Here is a 20,191-nt window from a genome sequence, read left to right as displayed (position 1 = left end):
GAAATGAGTACTGTTATCAAGAACGGGACCATCGTGACCGCTGATCTGACCTATAAGGCGGATGTGAAAGTTGAGGGCGGCTTGATCACCGAGATTGGGCCGGACCTGCGCGGCGACAAGGAGTTGGACGCCTCTGGGTGCTACGTGATGCCCGGTGGGATCGACCCGCACACGCATCTTGAGATGCCGTTCATGGGGACCTATTCCAGCGACGATTTCGAAAGCGGCACGCGCGCGGCCCTGGCAGGTGGTACAACGATGGTTGTGGATTTCGCGCTGCCCAATCCGGGCGAGAGCCTGCTGGATGCGCTCAAGCGTTGGGACAACAAGTCGACGCGGGCGAATTGTGACTACTCTTTCCACATGGCGGTGACCTGGTGGGGTGAGCAGGTGTTTGACGACATCAAGACGGTGATCGAAACGCGCGGCATCAACACGTTCAAGCACTTCATGGCCTATAAGGGCGCGTTGATGGTGAATGACGATGAGTTGTTTGCCTCGTTCAAACGTCTGGCAGAGTTGGGCGGTACCGCGATGGTGCATGCCGAGAACGGTGACGTTGTAGCCGAGCTGAGCGCTAAACTGCTGGCCGAGGGCAATACCGGGCCCGAGGCACATGCCTATTCCCGTCCGCCGCAGGTCGAAGGCGAAGCGACCAACCGCGCGATCATGATTGCGGACATGGCGGGCGTGCCTTTGTACGTGGTGCATACCTCCTGCGAAGAGTCGCATGAGGCCATTCGGCGCGCAAAGATGCAGGGCAAGCGAGTGTGGGGAGAACCTTTGATCCAGCACCTGACCTTGGATGAAAGCGAGTATTTCCACCACGATTGGGAACATGCGGCGCGGCGGGTCATGAGCCCTCCGTTCCGGAACAAGCAGCATCAGGATAGCCTGTGGAACGGTCTGCAATCTGGCACTTTGAGCGTTGTCGCGACCGACCATTGCGCCTTTACGACCGAACAGAAACGCTATGGCGTGGGTGATTTCACCAAGATCCCGAACGGGACCGGAGGGTTGGAGGATCGGATGCCGATGCTCTGGACCTATGGGGTGAATACAGGGCGTTTAACGCCGAATGAGTTCGTAGCTGTTACTTCAACAAACATCGCCAAGATATTGAATTGCTATCCGAAAAAGGGTGCGGTTTTGGTTGGCGCAGATGCTGATCTGGTGGTGTGGGATCCGGACAAGGCCAAGGTGATTTCGGCCGAAACGCAGCAATCTTCGATCGACTACAACGTGTTCGAGGGTAAAGAAGTGCGCGGGTTGCCGCGATTCACGCTGACTCGTGGTTCGGTTGCCGTGCATGATGGTGAGATCCAGACGCAGGAAGGGCACGGGAAGTTCGTGGCGCGTGAGGCCAACACCCATGTGAACAAGGCGCTGAGCACCTGGAAAGAACTGACCGCCCCGCGCCCGGTGGAGCGGACGGGTATTCCGGCGACGGGTGTCTGACGCATTCGGGCCGCTTGTCGGGCGGCCCGCAATCAAATTTTTCAAGGCTATGGAATGAACACTGACTCTACGACCCAGCCTGTGATCGAGGCAAGGCAGCTGGATCTCACCTTCCAGACGAATGACGGCCCGGTTCATGCGCTGAAAGATGTGAACCTGACGATCGACAAAGGCGACTTTGTCAGCTTTATCGGCCCTTCGGGTTGCGGTAAGACCACTTTTCTGCGCTGCATCGCGGCTTTGGAGACCCCGACCGGCGGCACTCTGACCGTCAACGGCATGACCCCGGATGAGGCGCGGCGCAAGCGGGCCTATGGCTATGTGTTTCAGGCGGCGGGTCTGTATCCGTGGCGGACCATCTCCAAGAACATCAAGCTGCCGCTTGAGATCATGGGTTATTCCGCGTCCGAGCAGGAAGAGCGTGTGAATAAAGTGCTAGAACTTGTTGATCTTGCTGGGTTTGGTGGGAAGTTTCCATGGCAGCTGTCGGGCGGTATGCAGCAGCGGGCCAGTATCGCGCGGGCCTTGGCCTTTGACGCGGATATCCTGCTGATGGACGAACCATTTGGTGCGTTGGACGAGATCGTGCGCGATCACCTCAACGAGCAGCTTCTGGCGCTCTGGGCGCGCACTGAGAAGACGATTGGTTTTGTGACGCACTCGATCCCCGAGGCGGTGTATCTCAGCACTAAGATCGTGGTCATGAGCCCTCGGCCCGGGCGGATTACGGATGTGATCGACAGCCCTCTGCCCAAGGAACGGCCCTTGGATATCCGCGACACGCCGGAGTTTATCGAGGTTGCACACCGGGTGCGGGACGGCCTGCGGGCGGGGCATTCCTATGATGACTGATGGGGCTTCGGATATGATCAGGCGCGCCACGTTGCAGGACGTGCCGGCCTGTGCCCAAGTGATCCATGATTGGGCCTGCCAGACGGATTGGATGCCGGAAGAACTGCCGGTTGAACAACTGACAGCCTTGATTGAAGAGGCGTTCGATCATCGTGAGGTCTGGGTCACCGGTAACCCGGTCGATTGCTATATGTCCGTAGACCCGAATGAGCAGAAGATCGGTGCGCTTTATTGCAGACGGACCGGTCAGGGCATCGGCAAGCGCTTTGTCGACAAGGCCAAAGAGGGACGCGCGTTTCTTTGGCTTACGACACACACGCCGAACACGGCGGCGCAACGGTTCTATAATCGCGAAGGGTTCGAGGTAACAAGCGAAGAGCCTCCCGTGCCCCCGGACACCGTGCCGGTCTACCGGATGGAGTGGCACGCATGAAGCAGGTCTTATCGGTTCTGACTGTGCTGCTGGCCATTGCGGTCCTGTGGTATCTGGCCGTTGCACCAATGAATGTTCGTGTCTCGCTTGATCAGGCGGAACGTGCAGGGGAAACTGTGACGCCCGAGACGTCGAGGGACCGTCAGCAGGTTTCGGTTTGGGTTCTGATGGTGCAGAACCCGTCGCATATCGCAGGTGGTTATGAGCTGGACCGACCGCGCCTGCCAACGCCTGTTCAAGTTGGGCAGGAGCTTTGGAAAACCACCGGCGAAATGGTGATGCGAGGGCGGGCGATGTCGAAACGCTCGTTGATCTATCACGGGTGGATCACGCTGCAATCCACGCTCTGGGGATTTGTGCTGGGCACGGCCGTTGGCATCCTGGGGGCCGTGGCCATCGTCTATTCCCGCGTTGTGGATATGAGCTTGATGCCATGGGCCATCATCAGCCAAACCGTGCCGATCGTAGCGCTGGCTCCGATGATCATCGTCCTGAGTTCTCAGTTGGGGATCGAAGGGCGCGGGGTGCCCAAGGCGATTATCTCGGCTTACCTATGCTATTTCCCCGTGCTGGTCGGGATGGTTAAAGGGCTGCGCTCGCCAGCCGTTTCGCAGCTGGATTTGCTTCAGACCTACAACGCGACGGGCTTGCAGGCGTTCCTGAAACTGCGCTTACCGTCCTCGGTGCCTTATCTGTTTACATCGTTAAAGGTGGGCATCGCAGCTGCTCTGGTCGGGACCATTGTGGGTGAACTTCCCACCGGAGCAATTTCAGGCCTCGGCGCGCGCATTTTGATCGGAGATCAATTCGGCACGCCTCTGGCCATTTGGGCGGCGTTGTTCGCAGCGGCCATTCTGGCGGGTATTCTGGTGACTTTGCTGGATATTCTGCAGCGAGTGACCCTGAAACGCATGGGGATGAGCGCATGAGCTGGTTGATCTTTTCCCTCATCTTCTGGGCTGGTGCCTGGTGGCTGAACGCGTGGCTGGCACGGTCGATCTACCGGGAGTCCAAAGGCGTACGCGTCTTTGTGCCCGTGCTCTTTGGTGTCACACTGCTGATCCTGTGGGAGGGGTTGGTGCAGGGGCTGGGCGTCTCGCCCGTGATCCTGCCGCCGCCGTCAATGGTGGCGCAGACCTTTGTGAACTCGACCGACATTCTGTGGCAGGACTTCAAACAGACTGTGTTCAAAGGGGCATTCACCGGATTTGCAATCGGAGCTACCGCCGCTTTTCTAACGGCCGTTCTAATCGACCGGTCCGTCTTTCTGACCCGAGGGTTGCTGCCCATCGGTAACTTTGTGGCCGCGCTGCCTATCGTTGGAATCGCGCCTATCCTGGTCAGCTGGTTCGGGTTCGACTGGCACTCCAAGGCGGCGGTGGTTGTGGTGATGGTGTTCTTCCCGATCCTTGTGAATACGGTGCAAGGCCTGCGTGAGGCGGATGCGATGCAGCGTGACCTGATGCGGACCTATGCGGCCAGCTACACGCAAACGCTGATCAAGCTGCGCCTGCCTGCGGCCATGCCCTTCATATTCAATGGCCTCAAGATCGCCACGACACTGGCGTTGATCGGGGCGATTGTGGCCGAGTATTTCGGCTCACCCACGCGTGGTATGGGCTTTCGGATTTCAACCGGGGTGGGCAGCCTGTCGATCGACCTCGTCTGGGCCGAAATCGCAGTGGCGGCAATCGCCGGAACAGTGTTCTATGCTTTGGTGGCAGGGCTCGAAAAAATGGTAACCTTTTGGCACCCCTCACAACGCAGATAACAAGACCAACCAGACCCCGAAAACGGGGCACAATTCGTAACAAGGAGAAGATGAAGATGAAAAAGCTACTCAGCGGGGCGGTTGCCGCCTTTAGCCTGGCCGCCAGTGCATCACTGGCCGCCGATGAGGTGACGTTGCAGCTCAAATGGGTCACGCAGGCGCAGTTTGCAGGCTACTACGTCGCGAAGGACAAGGGGTTCTACGAGGAAGAAGATCTGGACGTCACCATCCTGCCGGGCGGTCCCGATATCGCGCCCACACAGGTGATCGCAGGTGGCGGTGCGGATGTAACCGTCGAATGGATGCCGGCCGCATTGGCTGCGCGGGAAAAGGGCTTGCCGCTGGTCAATATCGCGCAGCCTTTCAAAAGCTCAGGCATGATGCTGACCTGCTGGAAGGACGCGGGGATTTCTTCACCCGAGGATCTGAAGAACCGCACCCTCGGCGTTTGGTTCTTTGGCAACGAATTCCCGTTCATGAGCTGGATGAGCCAGCTGGGAATCGACACAGGCGGAAAAGCTGAAAACGGTGTTGAGGTGCTGAAGCAGGGCTTTAACGTCGATCCTCTGCTGCAGCGTCAGGCCGATTGCATCAGCACCATGACCTACAATGAATACTGGCAGGTCATTGATGCAGGCGTGAATCCGGATGAGCTGGTGACCTTCAAGTACGAAGACCAGGGTGTCGCGACGTTGGAAGATGGCCTGTATGTTCTGGAAGAGAACCTGAGCGACGAAGCCTTTGTTGAGAAAATGCAGCGCTTTGTGCGGGCCTCGATGAAAGGCTGGAAATATGCCGAAGAGAACCCGGATGAGGCCGCTCTGATCGTTCTCGACAATGACGCCACCGGGGCGCAGACCGAAGAGCATCAGAAACGCATGATGGGCGAGATTGCTAAACTGACCGCAGGATCGAACGGGGCACTGGACCCGGCTGATTTTGAGCGTACGGTCAGCACGCTGCTCGCAGGTGGTTCCGATCCGGTCATCACCGCGAAGCCGGAAGGGGCGTGGACACATCAGGTGACCGACGCGGCGCTGAACTAAACCTGTCAGGCATTTCTGACGCAAAGACGCGGTCCCAAAACGGGGCCGCGTTTTCTGTTTCGACTGTCGGATTCGTGTATGTACTCTTGGTGAATCTGTAGTAGTATTTCCTTGTAATTTAACGCAAATCGTCCATCCAAGCGCACTCGGAAGGATAAAATGCAAGGATTTGCAGAAGAATTCAGTCACGCCCTCTCTCTCATTCTCGATGGGGATGCAGAGCTATGGGCGATTGTTTTCCTGTCTCTGAAAGTGTCCGTGTTCGCGGTGCTGATCTCGGCGCTGATTGGGATGCCCGTTGGGGCGGCGCTTGCCGTGGCGCGCTTTCCCGGCCGCCGCGCGTTGATCGTGCTGATGAATGCTTTGATGGGCTTTCCACCGGTGGTGGTCGGCTTGTTGGTTTATCTGATGCTATCCCGTTCGGGACCTTTGGGAGTGTTGGAACTGCTCTATACGCCCACCGCCATGATCATCGCGCAGGTGGTTTTGGTCACGCCCATCGTCGCCGCACTGACCCGGCAAGTGGTTGAGATGTTGGCCGAAGAATACTCGGAACAACTCCGTTCACTTGGGGTGTCGCGTCTGGCCTCGGTTCCGGTGTTGTTGTGGGATGCGCGCTTGGCTTTGATTACTGCGCTTTTGGCCGGGTTTGGACGGGCCATTGCCGAGGTGGGCGCCGTGATCATCGTGGGCGGCAACATCAATCACGTCACGCGGGTCATGACGACGACAATCGCGCTCGAGACCTCCAAGGGCAATCTGGCTTTGGCGCTGGCGCTGGGGGCGATCCTGATCGGGATCGCGGTGGCTGTGAACGCCATGGTCAGCGCCGCCAGCCTCCGCGCCGAACGGGAGGGGTTGCGTCATGCGTGATCTGACCTTTGAGATGACACAGTCCCTGCAGGTCCGCGATCTGGTCATCCGGCGCAACGGACAGGTCCTTCTGGATGTGGCTGATCTAACACTGGACGGGCCGGGGCCAACACTGTTGTTGGGTCCGAACGGCGCGGGTAAAAGCCTGCTCTTGCGGTGTTTGCATGGGTTGATCTCACCAGATCAGGGGCAGGTTGTGCAGGATGGCACTCCGCTGAATGCTTCTCATACAGCGCGGCAGGCGATGGTGTTCCAGCAGCCCGTTCTTCTGCGCCGATCGGTGTCCGCCAATCTGGACTTCGTCCTGAAACGGCAGGGGCTGGCGCGTCGCGCACGCAAACTTCGGATTGCCGAGCTGTTGGCCGAAGGAGGCCTTGAGAGCAAAGCCCGCCAGCCCGCGCGGTCCTTGTCGGGCGGGGAGGCGCAACGGCTGGCGATCCTGCGAGCCTTGGCGATGACCCCTGAGACCTTGTTTCTGGATGAGCCGACCAGCGCACTGGACCCAAGCGCTGTACAGACGATTGAGCGTATGATCCTGCGGGCTTCGGCGCGTGGGGTGAGGATCGTCATGGTGACACATGACATCGGACAGGCGCGGCGGTTGGCTGCGGATATTGTCATGATGCAGGGCGGGCGTGTGGTGGAACACGGACCGGCCAAACAGGTTCTGGATGCCCCAGAAAGCGACGCATCACGTCGCTATCTCTCGGGTGCATTGGTTACATAACAAAAACATTGGAGCATGTGATGAGACGGGCAGTTTTGCGCGCAGCGGCGCTTGGGCTTGGGATGATGGCTGGCATAGCCACAGCGGAGGAGCCGTTTATCGTGGTGCAATCCACCACCTCGACCCAGAATTCGGGGTTGCTGGACTATCTTTTGCCGGGCTTTGAGGCGGAAAGCGGCATTGATGTCCGCGTCGTGGCCGTTGGCACTGGTCAGGCCATTCGCAATGCGGTGAACGGCGATGGGGATGTGCTGCTGGTCCATTCCAAGCCTGCGGAAGAGAAGTTTGTTGCGGATGGTTGGGGCGTTGAGCGTTTGGATCTGATGTATAATGACTTTGTTCTGGTCGGGCCAAAATCGGACCCGGCGGGCGTCAAAGGGGGATCAGATATCCTCTCCGCGCTGATTGCGATCGAGGCGGCCGAGGCCGTATTCGCCTCGCGCGGAGATGACAGTGGAACGCATAAGGCCGAGATGAGCCACTGGGCGGATGCCGGTTTGAACCCGACCAGCGCGTCGGGCGAATGGTATCGCGAGACCGGATCTGGCATGGGGGCCACTTTGAACATTGCCAGCGGCATGGGGGCCTATACGCTGACCGACCGGGCGACCTGGCTGTCCTTTGGTAACAGAGGCGATCTGGAGATTCTGGTCGAGGGTGATCCACGATTGTTTAACCAATATGGGGTGATCCTGGTGAATCCCGAGCGGCATCCGAAAACGCGCGCCAATGCCGGGCAGAGATTCATTGATTGGCTGACAGGGCCGGACGGTCAGGCGGCGATTGCGGACTTCCGGCTGGAAGGGCAGCAGGTGTTTTTCCCTAACGCGCAGTAAAATGGCCTGCGGTGAGCGTATTCTTGAAACGATGAAGCGCTAGCCGCTGGCGCCATTGTGGTGGACCTGGCCCAAACCGGTCAGGTCGTACCCCCCAAACTCCGACGCGCGCGTGCGGAACTGATCCGAGCGTATGAAGCGCAGCAGTTTTTGCATCGGCTCGTCAAAATACGCCCGCCGCCAGATCGCCAGATCCAACCGTTCCGAGTGGGTCGGCACGAAGCGCAGGCTGTAAAGGCTGGCCAATGCGCCCAGACCAAACCCGGCCTCAGCCTTGTTGTCGTGCAGAGTGATGGCCAGCTCTTCCTCGGTGCGGGCGCAGGTGGGCAGGGCGGTCAGGTCGTCTCGGGTCAGGCCGTGGGTTGTGAGTTCGGCATCGAACAGACGTTGGCTGGCGGCGCTGTTTTGGCGCAGGACGACGCGGCGACCTCTGAGGTCGTCAAAACCTGCAATGTCCGAGGTCTCCGGAGACAGCAAAAGTCCACGTTGTCGCTGCGCGATCTCGATCAGGACCACAGGGGCCTCACCCAAAGCATCGCGCAGGGATTGGGTGTTGAAGCCATTGTCCTCATGGATATGCAGCGCTGCTGCCTGTGCGCTGCGACTTCCAAGGCGACTGAGACCGTCGAAAGAGCCGTCGTAATACGTCGCGAGGCCAGATCCGCTCTCCCGCAGTGCCCAGTCCAGCAGTGGATCATGGCTGCCCGCGATGATCGGGGGCAGGGGCGGTTCCGCTACCTCTGGGCCAGAGCGGGAGGCGTTAAGCCATGCAATCACCTCGGACCGGGGAAACAGCAGCTTACCCATGGCGCGGACACAGGGCACCTCACCCGAGGAGGCGAGATCATAAGCTTTCCGCTCGCCGATCCTTAACAGGTCGGCCAGCTCTTTCGTCGTCAGGTATTCGGACATTCAGTCGAGGCGCACAGCAGGGCCAGAGGTCGCCTGTTCCGCGCTGAAGCCGATTTGGTTCAGCGCAAAGGGGGCGGCAACAGTGATGACGACCATTGCAGTTGCGGCGGCAAGAAAGGCTTTCATCGTTTCCTCCGGTTCAGTTCGGATCGACCGTTGCGCGGCGCAAAAAGGTGATCAGGTCGTTCCGGTCCTGTTCTTGCGTGATCCGCTGCATCGGCATCTTTGATCCTGGAATGTAGTGATCCGGCCCCTCATCGAAAAGGGCATTTATCGTCTCGTCATTCCAAATGATATCAGAGTCTTGCAGCGTTTCCGAGTAGAAATAACCGGGCAGGGTTCCGGCTTGCCGTCCGAACACTTCATAAAGCGTCGGACCTGCACGGCGTTGCCCGTCCGGTGTCAGGCTGTGACAGATCGAGCATTTTCGGGCAAATTGCCGTTCGCCGTTGCTCATCTGGTCGGGGTCTTTCAAAAAGCTGGGCTCAGACACAGCCATCTGCTCCTGATCCCGCAGTGCGGCGACGGGCCAGCTATACATGGCCTCATCAATTCCGCCCGCATGGATGTTCTGACCGTCAGCCGAGAACGCCAGCGCCCAGACCGGCCCCCGCAGCGTGGCGCGAAAATCTTGGGCAATTCGCCAGTCCACCGTGTCGATCACCATGATGTAGCCTTCGCCATCCCCGACGGCCAAAAGGCTGCGATCGGGGCTGAGGGCCAGCGCCAGAATAGGGCGTCGGTCCAGCGTGAAATCTCTCTCTTCATCCGTGCTGAGGTCGCGGATACGGGTCCCGCCATCCACAGCGCCATAGGCGATCCAGCCGTCTTGTTCGTTCAGGGCAAGCTCATTGATGCCGAAACCATGTTCGACCACGCGCCGGGTTTCCTGGCCGCTGGCCACGTCCCATTCGCGCAAGCTGCCGTCCACGCCCGCTGAGAACAGCCGGGTTCCATCCTCTGAAAACACCACTGCGTTCACACCGCCACCGGCCGGACCCAGCATCTGCGGGGCGGAGCCGTCCACCGGCCACAACCCAATTGTTCCGTCCCAACTGGCTGTTGCCACATGGGTTTTTGAGGCTGCAAGGCCCACGATTTTGCCCTTGTGCTGGCCCACGACCTCTCCACCCGGCCAGCGGCGCAGGGTGAAATCGTCTCCGGCGGAGTAGATGGCAGTGCCGTTGAAAACCACGGAGTTGACGGCGGCTTCGTGGCCCTCCAACCATTCGGGCATTTGATCGGACCACAGGCCAACCGAATTGTCGAAGCTGGCCGTGGCGATCCGCCCGTCAGGTGCGGTTGCGATGCCCATGATTGGCCCGCCATGGCCTTTGAGCGTAAAGAACTCGGACCATGCGGGCAGGGGGATCAGGGCCAGCGCGACGGCGAGCCAGCGCATCTATTCAGCGGGAGAGGCCGCTGCTTTACCCGCCTCTTTTTCCTGCACCTCTTCCAGCCAGAGCGAGTGATGCTCACGCGCCCACTGTTCTTCGACCTCGCCAGTGCCCATGGCGTCAAACGCGCCCTCCATCCCGACCGAGCCGAGGTAAATATGGGCGATAATGATGGCGATGAAGACATAGGCCACCATGACGTGCCAGACCTGTGCGTATTGCATCTCTTCCTGCGGGGACATTTGGACGGGCAGGCTCAGGCCAAGTGCTTGAGGAATGCCGGTGGAGTTGGCGATCGAGAAGGTTTTGGCGAACATCGGCAGTTCGAATGGGAACAGTAGCGACAGGCCGGATAGGCTGATCGAGATACCCAGCAAGATACAGGCCCAGAAGATGATTTTCTGGCCCGCGTTGAACTTTTTGGCGGGCGGATGGCTGCCTTTGGTGAACAATCCCCCTCCGGCGGCCAGCCATTTCAGGTCGGTTTTGTTGGGAATGTTATGGGCGATCCAGTTCACGGTGACGATGATCAAGCCCAGCATGAAAGCCCAGGCGAGGTTGTTGTGCAGCCATTTGCAGCCCTGCGCGATGGTGGCGAAGCCTTCCTTGCCGAAGACCGGGATCAGGAAGTCGCGGCCATAAAGCGTCAGCAGGCCAGTTATACTGAGGATCAGGAACGACCCGGCAAACAGCCAGTGCCCGAACCGTTCAAAACTGTTGAAGCGTAGAACCGTGCGGCCTGTCTTCTCCCCATCAATGCGGATTTTACCGCGGATGAGGAAGAACAGCAGAATGACGGCTGCCATGCCAGCAATAATGTAGCTGCCATACTCACGCAGCGGGCCGGTGCGGAAGTTCCACCACCACATGCCGCCATCCTGAATCAGGACACCAGCGGCAGGCCCTTGAGACGACACCGTTGTATCGGCCGAGCCAAAGCGAATAGCCCGATACACATCGCTATCCGAGGCAACACCGCTTGTTCCGAATTGCCCCAGCAGCCCCTCGACATTGCCCTGACCTGTGTTTTCCGAGCGGTAGGCGTTGTCCACTTTCTCTCCCCGCTGCCGCGCCAAAATATCTTCTAGCGTCGTGGCACCGCCAGTCGAGGCGCGTTCATCCGCGGCAGGGGCCTCGGTCTCGGTGCTTTGGGCAAGGGCGAACTGGGTCAGCCCAAGGGTGAACAGAAGGGCGAAAATGAGACGGAACATCTGGACCTCGGTCAAAATTCCAATGCAGGTGACCCACCTTGGCGGGTCACCTGTTCTTTGCGCAGACGAATTAGCCGTCTTTCTGATCGTAGGCGGTGCCCCAACCCCACGCGCCCGAGCCAAACCCGCGCGCGACGACACGCTCGCGGTAGATGGCCGAGACGACGTCGCCGTCACCGGCGAGCAGGGCCTTGGTGGAGCACATCTCGGCGCAGATGGGCAGTTTGCCCTCGGCGATCCGGTTGCGACCATATTTGGCGAACTCTGCGGTCGAGTGCGTTTCTTCGGGGCCGCCGGCGCAGAAGGTACATTTGTCCATCTTGCCGCGCGATCCGAAGTTGCCCGCCTGCGGATATTGCGGCGCGCCGAAGGGGCACGCGTAGAAGCAATAGCCGCAGCCAATGCACAGGTCCTTGGAGTGCAGGACGACGCCTTCTTCGTTCTGATAGAAGCAGTCGACCGGGCACACCGCCATGCAAGGCGCATCAGAACAATGCATACAGGCCACCGAGATCGAGCGTTCGCCCGGGTTGCCGTCATTGATCGTTACCACCCTGCGGCGGTTGATGCCCCATGGCACCTCGTGTTCGTTCTTACACGCGGTGACACAGGCGTTGCACTCGATACAGCGTTCAGCGTCGCAGAGAAATTTTGCTCTTGCTGCCATTTTTCTCTTCTCCTCCTTACGCTGACCAGATCTTGCAGAGAGTCGCTTTGGTCTCCTGCATCTGGGTCACTGAATCATAGCCATAGGTCTGGGCAGTGTTGGTACTTTCACCCAGCACATAGGGATCGGCACCTTTGGGATATTTCTCCCTAAGGTCCTCGCCCTGGAAATGGCCGCCAAAGTGGAATGGCATGAAGGCTACGCCGGCACCGACCCTGTTGGTCAGCATCGCCATCACCTTGACCTTGCCGCCCTCAGGACCTTCGACCCAGACCTGTGATCCGTCCCTAATACCAAGGTTGTTGGCATCGCGCGGATTGATCTCGACGAACATGTCCTGCTGAAGCTCCGCCAGCCACGGGTTGGACCGTGTCTCATCGCCGCCGCCTTCATATTCGACCAGACGACCTGACGTGAGGATTATCGGGTAATCCTTTGAAAAGTCGTTCTTTTGGATCGAAGCATAAAGGGTCGGTAGGCGATAGGCCTGACGGTCCTCGTAGGTTGGATAGTCCTCCACCAGATCGCGCCGGTTCGTGTAGAGCGGCTCGCGGTGCAGCGGGATCGGATCCGGGAAGGTCCAGACAACCGCGCGGGCCTTAGCGTTCCCGAAGGGCGCACAGCCATGAGCGATCGCGACCCGCTGGATACCGCCGCTGAGGTCGGTTTTCCAGTTGGTCTCTGGTCCCGCAACGGCGTCGATTGCCGCGCGTTCCTCCGCCGTCAGGTCACCATCCCAACCAAGGTCCATCAGCATCTGCATCGTGAATTCGGGATAACCATCCTGAATTTCCGATCCGACGCTATAGACCCCTTCGGCCAGCAGGTTGTCACCATCGCGTTCCACCCCGAAACGGGCGCGGAAGGTCAGGCCGCCTTCGGCCACCGGTTTGGACATGTCATAGAGGTTCGGTGTCCCCGTATGACCCATCTCGGCCGTTCCCCAGCACGGCCATGGCAGACCGTAATACTCGCCGTCGTTGGGTCCACCAATGGCTTGCAGCGTGGTTCTGTCGAACGTGTGCTGGTTGGCCATATGGCTTTTCAGACGTTCTGGCGACTGACCGGTATAGCCGATGGTCCAGAGGCCCGAGTTGAACTCACGCGTGATGCTTTCAACATTCGGGGTTTCCGGGTCGTCCATCTCGATGTTGCGGAACAGACGATCCGCCCAGCCGAACTTGTTGGCGAACTTGGCCATGATGACCTCGTCCGGCAAGCTTTCGAAAAGAGGATCAACCACCTTGTCGCGCCATTGCAGCGAGCGGTTCGATGCCGTGACCGAGCCACGGGTCTCGAACTGGGTACAGGCTGGCAACAGGTAAACGCCATCAGTGCGGTCTTGCAGAACGGCCGAGACGGTGGGATACGGGTCGATCACGACCAGCATGTCCAGCTTCTCCATCGCCGTCTTCATTTCCGTCATACGGGTCTGAGAGTTGGGCGCGTGGCCCCACAGAACCATGGCGCGGACGTTGTTGTCCTGATCCATATTGGCAGGGTCTTCCAGAACACCGTCGATCCAGCGGGAGACCGGAATGCCGCGCTCGTTCTGGAGCGGTTTATCCTTGCCTTCCTTGTCCTTGATCGTGGCGAACTGACCGGCCAGCCATTCGGGATCTTCACCCCAGACACGGGCCCAGTGACCCCATGCCCCTTTCGACAGGCCATAGTAGCCGGGCAGGGTGTGGGACAGAACACCAAGGTCTGTCGCGCCCTGCACGTTGTCATGGCCGCGGAAGATGTTGGTGCCACCACCCGTGGTGCCCATGTTGCCAAGCGCAAGCTGAAGCACACAGTAGGCGCGGGTGTTGTTGTTGCCGTTGGTGTGCTGAGTGCCACCCATGCACCACACAACGGTGCCGGGGCGGTTGTTCACCATGGTCCGGGCGACGCGGCGCAGCTGCGAGCCGGGTGTGCCGGTGACGCGCTCGACCTCATCCGGGGTCCACTTGGCAACCTCTTCCTTGATCTGGTCCATCCCCCAGACACGGGTGCGGATGAACTCTTTGTCTTCCCAGCCGTTGTCAAAGATGTGCCACAGAATACCCCAGACCAATGCGACGTCTGTGCCAGGGCGGAAACGGACATATTCATCCGCATGGGCCGCGGTGCGCGTAAAGCGCGGGTCGCAGACGATCAGAGGCGCGTTATTCTGCTCTTTCGCACGCAGGATATGCAGCAGCGAGACGGGGTGCGCCTCGGCCGGGTTGCCACCAATGATAAAGATGGCCCGGCTGTTGTGCATGTCGTTATAAGAGTTTGTCATGGCGCCGTAGCCCCATGTGTTCGCAACGCCCGCAACAGTGGTCGAGTGACAGATACGGGCCTGATGGTCCACGTTGTTCGTGCCCCAGTACGCGGCGAACTTGCGGAACAGATAGGCCTGTTCGTTGTTGTGCTTCGCAGAACCCAACCAGTACACGCTGTCCGGCCCGGATTCCTGACGGATGTTCATCATGCCGTCACCGATCTCGTTGATCGCCTCGTCCCAGCTGATGCGCTTCCACTCTCCGCCCTCTTTTTTCATCGGATATTTCAGGCGGCGTTCGCCATGGGCGTGTTCGCGGACCGCGGCCCCCTTGGCGCAGTGTGCACCCAGGTTGAACGGGCTGTCCCAACCGGGTTCCTGACCGACCCAGACACCATTTTGCACTTCGGCAACAACTGTACAGCCGACCGAGCAGTGAGTGCAGACGGATTTGATATTCTCAACGGCTTGGTTTGCCGCTGTCTGGGCGCTGGCTTGCGTCACGGTTCCACCCGTGGCGCTGATCGCGGCAAGGCCGCCGATCGTCAGGCCCGAGCCACGCAGGAATGCGCGGCGATCGACGGTTTTCTCGCCGACCTGGGACAGGATACTTGTCCGCTGGGGGCGTCTCGCAACCCCGTTGGTCTTTTTCCTAAGCATTGTTTTCCTCCCTTGCGCGCCGTGTCAGCCACGGCTGGCTTGGTACTTCGCGAACCGACATCAGGGCCAATCGCAACCGTCCGTCGGGTAGATGACATCGTCCGGCGGCTAGGCCGGGCGCAGTCGAGGCGGCTTAGAAGCGCGCGCTTTCCAGATACGCGCGGGTATGCGCGGTGTCCTGCATGCGGGTCTCGTCCGTCGGCAGCTCGGCTGCTTCGGCTTGACCGCTCAGGCTGGCGGCGGCGACAGCAGCGGGCGCTGCGGTTCCGGCCAGTTTGAGGAAGTCGCGGCGGGTTGCGCCTTCTTCCTTGGTCTTGCTCATGGGTGTCTCCTCTCCCATTTGCGATCTAGCGCCTTCTTGGCGCTGGTGAGTGGCGGGTTATGCCGCCGTCATTCGGAATGCCTCACGCTCGATCTCCATGAACACCCGACCGGCCGTCCCGACCGAGGCATAGAGAACCGAAGCTTCGGCAGCTTCCAAATCCGAATAGAAATGTGCGGCCCAAGGGCCGATATGTTTGTTCCAGAACGCTTTTTGATCGTCGAGCGACGCAGCGGTTCCGAACCGGCCCACGATCATGCCCGCCATAATCTCCATCAGCGAAGCGATGTTATCTTCGGGCTCGAACACATTCTTGGCACGGGTAATGCCGCGCACGGCCATATCATTGCGCAACTGAGCCAGAGGTTTTTCGTTCAGGAACCCGGTTAGGTAAAAGCTGGCATAGGGCAGCAGCTCACCACGGCCCAACCCGATGAACAATGCGTTGAACTCGCGTTCCGCGGCGGCGGGTTTGGTCACCTTGGCCACCCGTGCCATGGCTTGAATGGCCTGGCCCAGATCAGTGTCATCGCCGCTTAGCCCCGCCATCTGATCCAACAGCAATTGATCCGGCGGGCCAGCCAGCAGCAGGCCCAGAAAGTTGTAGAAATCCGCGCGCAGCCGATCCTCGGCTGAGATATCCATGTGTTGCGCGTTGCTTGCGGTCATCCGTTATCCTTCGAATTCAAATCTCATGCGGCGCGGGGCCGGGGTATATGGTTCGTCCTCGGGCTCTTCCGCATCAGCTAGAGCCATCGGTTCCGGCGCTGGTTCAGGTTCGGCGAGGGTGACAGGTTCTTCTTCCTCGACAGGCTCGGGGGTGTCGATTTCAGGCTCATCCTCTTCGGCTGCCAAAGCCTCAATATGCGCCAACATCCCTTTGCCGACCTGATAGGCGGTTTGGAGGTTTTCGATTACACAGGCGGCATCGGTATAGTCCTCGCCATAGTCAACCAGCCCATCCACGTTGGCCAGCACCGGGTTCAGCCGCCACAACCGACGCAGGGCGCGGCGGCGCAAGCGGTCGGGGACTGCCTTGGCCATGAAGCCCGACACATCATCGCCAACTTGCAACTGATCGGGGTCGGGCAAGTTGAACTCGGCCAGAATTTCGGCGTCGCTCTTTTCTTCCAACTCGGCCTGTTGCGCCGCAATGGTTTGTTGTTCCGCCGCGATTGCTTCGGCCTCGGTTTCGGCCTGAACTGCTGCCTTGCGGCGGGACCAGAAATCGCGGGGTTGGGTCATTGCAACACCTTCCTCGGTGCGCGGTACACGTCCGAGGTCTGCCGAATACGCGCATCCCCCTTGCCGTCCTCCACAAGGTCCGTGCGTTTCTTGTCACGACGGCGTTTGATGAAAACCTCATCCCGGTGGTGTTCGAAGGTGAAATCCCGAACCCAAGCGATCAGGCCTTCGGTCATGGGGATTTTCTCAACGATCTCTTCGCCGGTATCTGCATAATCCTGCCCCTCGAACGGAGAGGCGGTGATCAACGCCGCATCCATCGGGCGGTTGCCGTCCAGATCATTGCGAAGAACCAGATAGACGGAAGGCTGCCCATCGGAGAGATTGACCATGTAAGCTTCGGTCTCATCGGCCCAGAGGTTCAGGGGTAGAGTGGCGGCGTGGTATTCCACCGCATCGCCTTCGCGCCGAAGCTCGACCCAGTCGGCCGGGGCGGCACCGGGCAGCACGGCAACCGCGCGCCAGTTCCACTTCGCCCAGCGAGTCACCCCAGGTGTTTTGCGCACGATGACGCCAACAGGCATTTCAATACGGCTTGCGGCCTTGGCCACTGGCTCCTCCCCGTAAGGCTCTCCCCTGCCTTACCCTAAGTCTACTATGGTACACATAGGGCGGCTCTGCCAAGTCTCAATCGCGTGAAAAACCTCCTGTACGACTAAAGTTTAACAAGTGAAATTCCGAGCGTTTGTGTCAGGAAAAACAGGCGCTCCCAAAGAATTTAGTTTGCGATCCTTGGTGTTTGACAAAGACTGGATTGCCAGCCGAGCGATACCATCTAAGGTAACAAGTCAGGAAGCTGTCCGGGGGAGGGACATGGCCACCAAACTTATTCTTTGTAACTGCGAAGGCTCGCAGCAGGTGGATGCCGACCGTATCGGCGCGGCCACCGAGCTGGAGTGCAGCAAAACGCACACCGCCCTTTGCACGCGTGAACTGGGTGTTGTTGCTGACTTTATGAAGGGGGATGACCAACTGCTGATTGCCTGCGGGCAAGAGCAGGAGGTGTTTCGCGATCTGGCCGAGGATCTTGAGGTTGAGCCACCCGCCTTTGTTGATCTGAGGGACCGCGCAGGCTGGTCTGACCAATCTGGCGATGCGGCCCCGAAGATGGCAGCCCTGGCGGCTGAGGCGTTGGCGCCCATGCCCATCTCGCCCAGTGTTGATGTGATCAGCGAGGGGACCTGTTGCATCGTTGGCCCGGCCGAGGTCGCCTTTGATCTGGCCGAGCGTTTGGCAACCACGCTGGCGGTGACTGTTGTGACGGGAGATGAGACCTCGCCCATCAGCCGCACCTTTGATGTTGCACGTGGGCAAGTTCGCTTGGTTTCGGGCGCATTGGGCGGGTTTGCCCTGCGGATCGACGGGTTGCAGCAGATCGCGCCCGGTGGTCGTGGCGCATTTGGCTGGACCGATCCGCGCGACGGGGCGCAGTCGGCCTGTGACATCCTGATTGATGTGACCGGAGACACGCCACTGGTTCAAGCTCCGGCCAAGCGAGAGGGTTATCTGCGGGCTGACCCGCGCGACCCACTGGCCGTCTCCAAACTGGCGTTTGATGCAGCGCAGCTGGTTGGGACGTTCGAAAAACCCCTCTATGTACGGCTTGAGGAAACTCTGTGTGCCCATTCGCGGGCCGAGCAGGTGGCCTGTACCAATTGCCTCGATATCTGCCCGACCGGGGCCATCACGCCCGCCGGAGAGCATGTTGCCATAGATCCCATGATCTGTGCGGGCTGTGGGGCTTGCGCTGCACTGTGCCCCTCGACCGCGATCACCTATGAAGACCCGCCTGTGTCGGCGGTGCTGTCGCGCATGCATGTCCTGGCCCGGACTTATCGCCGGGCCGGAGGCTCTGCGCCGCGTCTGCTGGTGCATGACGCCCACGGCGCCGAGATGATCCGACTTGCCGCGCGGTTCGGACGTGGACTTCCCGCCGATGTCATTCCGATGGAGTTGAGTGTGATTTCCGGTTTCGGCCACGCCGAGATGCTGGCCGCTTTGGCCCACGGCTTTGCTAGGGTCGACATCCTGCTGGCCCCCACGACCGAGCGGGACGCGCTGGACCGCGAGCTGGAGCTTGCACAGGCGATCGCGCAGGATGCGGGTCTTGGTCTAATTGATGAGGCCGACCCGGATGCGATGAGTGATCTGCTTTATGCGCAAGACGTACCTGCGGCGCTGACCGATCCGGTTCTGCCGCTGGGCAACCGTCGACAAATCGCCCGGTTAGCGGCGCAGGCTTTGAACCCTAAGGCCGAGGAGCCTTTGGCTGTGCCACAGGGTGCACCCTATGGGGCCGTCGCGGTGGATACGGATGCGTGTACGCTTTGCCTCAGCTGTGTGTCGCTCTGCCCTTCGGGGGCCTTGATCGACAACCCGGATAAACCTCAGCTGAACTTCCAGCAGGACGCTTGTCTGCAATGCGGTCTGTGCCGAAACATCTGCCCCGAAGATGCCATCGCGCTGGTTCCCCAACTGGACCTGAGCGATGCCGCGTTGTCTCAGCAGGTGTTGAACGAGGAAGAGCCCTTTGAATGCGTCGAATGCGGTGCCCCGTTTGGCGTGAAGTCAACGGTGGAGCGGGTGATGGAGAAGCTGTCGGGGATACACCCGATGTTTGCCTCGTCCGAGCAGGCGCGGATGATCCAGATGTGCGACAATTGCCGGGTGGGCGCGCAGTTCAACATGCAGGACAATCCGTTCCAGTCCAAGCCGCGGCCCAAGGTTGTGACGACGGATGACTATTTCTCAAAAAGGAAGGATCATTGATGCTGCAGCGGCGCGCCCAGATCGGCTGCGCTGATGACCGAGACAAAAGCCAGAATGGCGTCCAGATCGTCCAGCGTCATCTCAACAGGGTGTATCGGCGACGGACGCGAGGGATCGAAGGGGGGCGTGAGGCCTTCGATCTGCGTAAAGGCCGGGTGAGGGTTCAAGGCGAAGAAGGCCTGAAACCTCTCATCCCAATCAGGCAGCGTTCGCAACACAGCGAAAGAGGGGGTCGAGCCCAGCCCATTCATGCGGTTCTTCGGGCCGACTACATGGCAGCGTCCGCAATGGGTCATCGAGAGCTCCTCACCCAATGCGGTATTGCCATCAATGACTTCGGAGGCCTCGGCGCTGGCAACCTCGAAACTGGCGCTAAAGGGCAGGCCTTGATCCGGAGCAAAGCTTTCGATCGTGCGTTTGCCGATATCCGAAAAAAGCCATTCGCGAAAGCGCTCCTGTTTCGGGTCGTCCTGAATGCGCAGGTGATAGACGATTTCGCCACGCGCAAAAACCGGATCGCCCTCGGCACCGGTATTCAACGACATAGCGCCCTCAGCATCGCTGATTACCCGTATCCCGGTCTTGAGTGAAAAGCGCGGAAGAATATGTTGCAAAAGGCCCGAGTTCGAAACTTCGGTCGGGCTGGCCAGGCCAATCGCGTCTTGCGCCCTGGAAGGGGTGGCGGAGAGCGTCAGGCTGAGGCACAAAAGGAAAAAGCGCATGCCCAAGCCTAATCGCCAAAAGGCAAATGCGTCAAATGA

Annotated in this window: 21 protein-coding genes; 10 read left to right on the top strand and 11 right to left on the bottom strand. The window is 59.7% G+C overall.

Translation table 11 applies throughout. The features are described 5' to 3' along the window. Positions 1 to 3 precede the first annotated feature (3 nt). From hydA to ACRZ95_RS04365, 9 genes are all read left to right on the top strand, one after another. A complete protein-coding gene (gene hydA, locus ACRZ95_RS04405) occupies positions 4 to 1,458 on the top strand; it encodes a dihydropyrimidinase (protein WP_170677678.1) in 1,455 nt (484 codons plus the stop codon). 54 nt (positions 1,459 to 1,512) lie between these two features. Continuing rightward, the gene (locus ACRZ95_RS04400; RefSeq protein ID WP_170376555.1) at positions 1,513 to 2,310 is read left to right on the top strand and encodes an ABC transporter ATP-binding protein; all 798 of its coding nucleotides are present in this window, start codon (positions 1,513 to 1,515) and stop codon (positions 2,308 to 2,310) included. Beyond that, positions 2,300 to 2,743: an N-acetyltransferase family protein gene (locus ACRZ95_RS04395; protein ID WP_480554576.1), complete on the top strand. Its 444-nt coding sequence runs from the start codon at positions 2,300 to 2,302 to the stop codon at positions 2,741 to 2,743. The genes ACRZ95_RS04400 and ACRZ95_RS04395 overlap by 11 nt, the downstream gene beginning before the upstream one ends. Then, positions 2,740 to 3,672: an ABC transporter permease gene (locus ACRZ95_RS04390; protein ID WP_170376556.1), complete on the top strand. Its 933-nt coding sequence runs from the start codon at positions 2,740 to 2,742 to the stop codon at positions 3,670 to 3,672. The genes ACRZ95_RS04395 and ACRZ95_RS04390 overlap by 4 nt, the downstream gene beginning before the upstream one ends. Next, positions 3,669 to 4,514, top strand: coding sequence for an ABC transporter permease (locus ACRZ95_RS04385; protein WP_170677680.1), 846 nt, complete (start codon positions 3,669 to 3,671; stop codon positions 4,512 to 4,514). Before ACRZ95_RS04390 ends, ACRZ95_RS04385 begins: the two co-directional genes overlap by 4 nt. A 56-nt stretch (positions 4,515 to 4,570) precedes the next feature. Continuing rightward, positions 4,571 to 5,560, top strand: coding sequence for an ABC transporter substrate-binding protein (locus ACRZ95_RS04380; RefSeq protein ID WP_170376562.1), 990 nt, complete (start codon positions 4,571 to 4,573; stop codon positions 5,558 to 5,560). Between the two features lie 159 nt (positions 5,561 to 5,719). Then, entirely contained in the window at positions 5,720 to 6,433 is a 714-nt protein-coding gene (locus ACRZ95_RS04375) for an ABC transporter permease (protein WP_170677682.1), read from the top strand. Continuing rightward, on the top strand, positions 6,426 to 7,160 hold the full coding sequence (locus ACRZ95_RS04370; protein WP_170677684.1) for an ATP-binding cassette domain-containing protein: 735 nt from the start codon (positions 6,426 to 6,428) through the stop codon (positions 7,158 to 7,160). Before ACRZ95_RS04375 ends, ACRZ95_RS04370 begins: the two co-directional genes overlap by 8 nt. A 20-nt stretch (positions 7,161 to 7,180) precedes the next feature. Further along, positions 7,181 to 7,996 (top strand): substrate-binding domain-containing protein, encoded by an 816-nt coding sequence (locus ACRZ95_RS04365; protein ID WP_170677686.1) that lies wholly within the window; start codon positions 7,181 to 7,183, stop codon positions 7,994 to 7,996. 39 nt (positions 7,997 to 8,035) lie between these two features. Here ACRZ95_RS04365 and ACRZ95_RS04360 read toward each other — a convergent pair whose 3' ends face one another. From ACRZ95_RS04360 to ACRZ95_RS04315, 10 genes are all read right to left on the bottom strand, one after another. Then, complete coding sequence (locus tag ACRZ95_RS04360; protein WP_170677688.1) at positions 8,036 to 8,908, bottom strand: helix-turn-helix transcriptional regulator; 873 nt, start codon at positions 8,906 to 8,908, stop codon at positions 8,036 to 8,038. Continuing rightward, entirely contained in the window at positions 8,909 to 9,034 is a 126-nt protein-coding gene (locus ACRZ95_RS04355; protein ID WP_256439764.1) for a hypothetical protein, read from the bottom strand. Between the two features lie 13 nt (positions 9,035 to 9,047). Next, on the bottom strand, positions 9,048 to 10,310 hold the full coding sequence (locus ACRZ95_RS04350; protein ID WP_170677690.1) for a c-type cytochrome: 1,263 nt from the start codon (positions 10,308 to 10,310) through the stop codon (positions 9,048 to 9,050). Further along, positions 10,311 to 11,516 (bottom strand): formate dehydrogenase subunit gamma, encoded by a 1,206-nt coding sequence (locus tag ACRZ95_RS04345; RefSeq protein WP_170677692.1) that lies wholly within the window; start codon positions 11,514 to 11,516, stop codon positions 10,311 to 10,313. It lies immediately after the preceding gene. Between the two features lie 70 nt (positions 11,517 to 11,586). Beyond that, complete coding sequence (fdh3B, locus tag ACRZ95_RS04340; protein WP_170376582.1) at positions 11,587 to 12,183, bottom strand: formate dehydrogenase FDH3 subunit beta; 597 nt, start codon at positions 12,181 to 12,183, stop codon at positions 11,587 to 11,589. Positions 12,184 to 12,199: 16 nt separating this feature from the next. After that, complete coding sequence (locus ACRZ95_RS04335) at positions 12,200 to 15,094, bottom strand: formate dehydrogenase subunit alpha (protein ID WP_170677693.1); 2,895 nt, start codon at positions 15,092 to 15,094, stop codon at positions 12,200 to 12,202. 133 nt (positions 15,095 to 15,227) lie between these two features. Next, positions 15,228 to 15,416, bottom strand: a complete 189-nt coding sequence (locus ACRZ95_RS04330) for a ubiquinol-cytochrome c reductase iron-sulfur subunit N-terminal domain-containing protein (RefSeq protein WP_170376587.1) — start codon at positions 15,414 to 15,416, stop codon at positions 15,228 to 15,230. Between the two features lie 57 nt (positions 15,417 to 15,473). Next, complete coding sequence (locus ACRZ95_RS04325) at positions 15,474 to 16,085, bottom strand: molecular chaperone TorD family protein (RefSeq protein ID WP_170376589.1); 612 nt, start codon at positions 16,083 to 16,085, stop codon at positions 15,474 to 15,476. Between the two features lie 3 nt (positions 16,086 to 16,088). Beyond that, positions 16,089 to 16,661 (bottom strand): DUF3306 domain-containing protein, encoded by a 573-nt coding sequence (locus tag ACRZ95_RS04320; protein ID WP_170677695.1) that lies wholly within the window; start codon positions 16,659 to 16,661, stop codon positions 16,089 to 16,091. Beyond that, positions 16,658 to 17,212, bottom strand: a complete 555-nt coding sequence (locus ACRZ95_RS04315; protein ID WP_170677697.1) for a DUF3305 domain-containing protein — start codon at positions 17,210 to 17,212, stop codon at positions 16,658 to 16,660. Before ACRZ95_RS04315 ends, ACRZ95_RS04320 begins: the two co-directional genes overlap by 4 nt. Before the next feature lie 262 nt (positions 17,213 to 17,474). Between ACRZ95_RS04315 and ACRZ95_RS04310 the strand changes: the two genes are divergently transcribed. Continuing rightward, positions 17,475 to 19,430 carry a 4Fe-4S binding protein gene (locus ACRZ95_RS04310; protein ID WP_170677699.1) on the top strand — a complete coding sequence of 652 codons (1,956 nt, stop codon included), beginning with the start codon at positions 17,475 to 17,477 and terminating at the stop codon, positions 19,428 to 19,430. Here the strand turns inward: ACRZ95_RS04310 and ACRZ95_RS04305 are convergent. After that, positions 19,424 to 20,152, bottom strand: a complete 729-nt coding sequence (locus ACRZ95_RS04305; RefSeq protein WP_170677701.1) for a hypothetical protein — start codon at positions 20,150 to 20,152, stop codon at positions 19,424 to 19,426. The two genes, ACRZ95_RS04310 and ACRZ95_RS04305, sit on opposite strands and share 7 nt — an antisense overlap. Between the last annotated feature and the right edge of the window lie 39 nt (positions 20,153 to 20,191).

It is taken from the genome of Ruegeria sp. AI3 (assembly GCF_056541245.1).
This window is presented reverse-complemented; position numbering and strand designations above follow the sequence as displayed.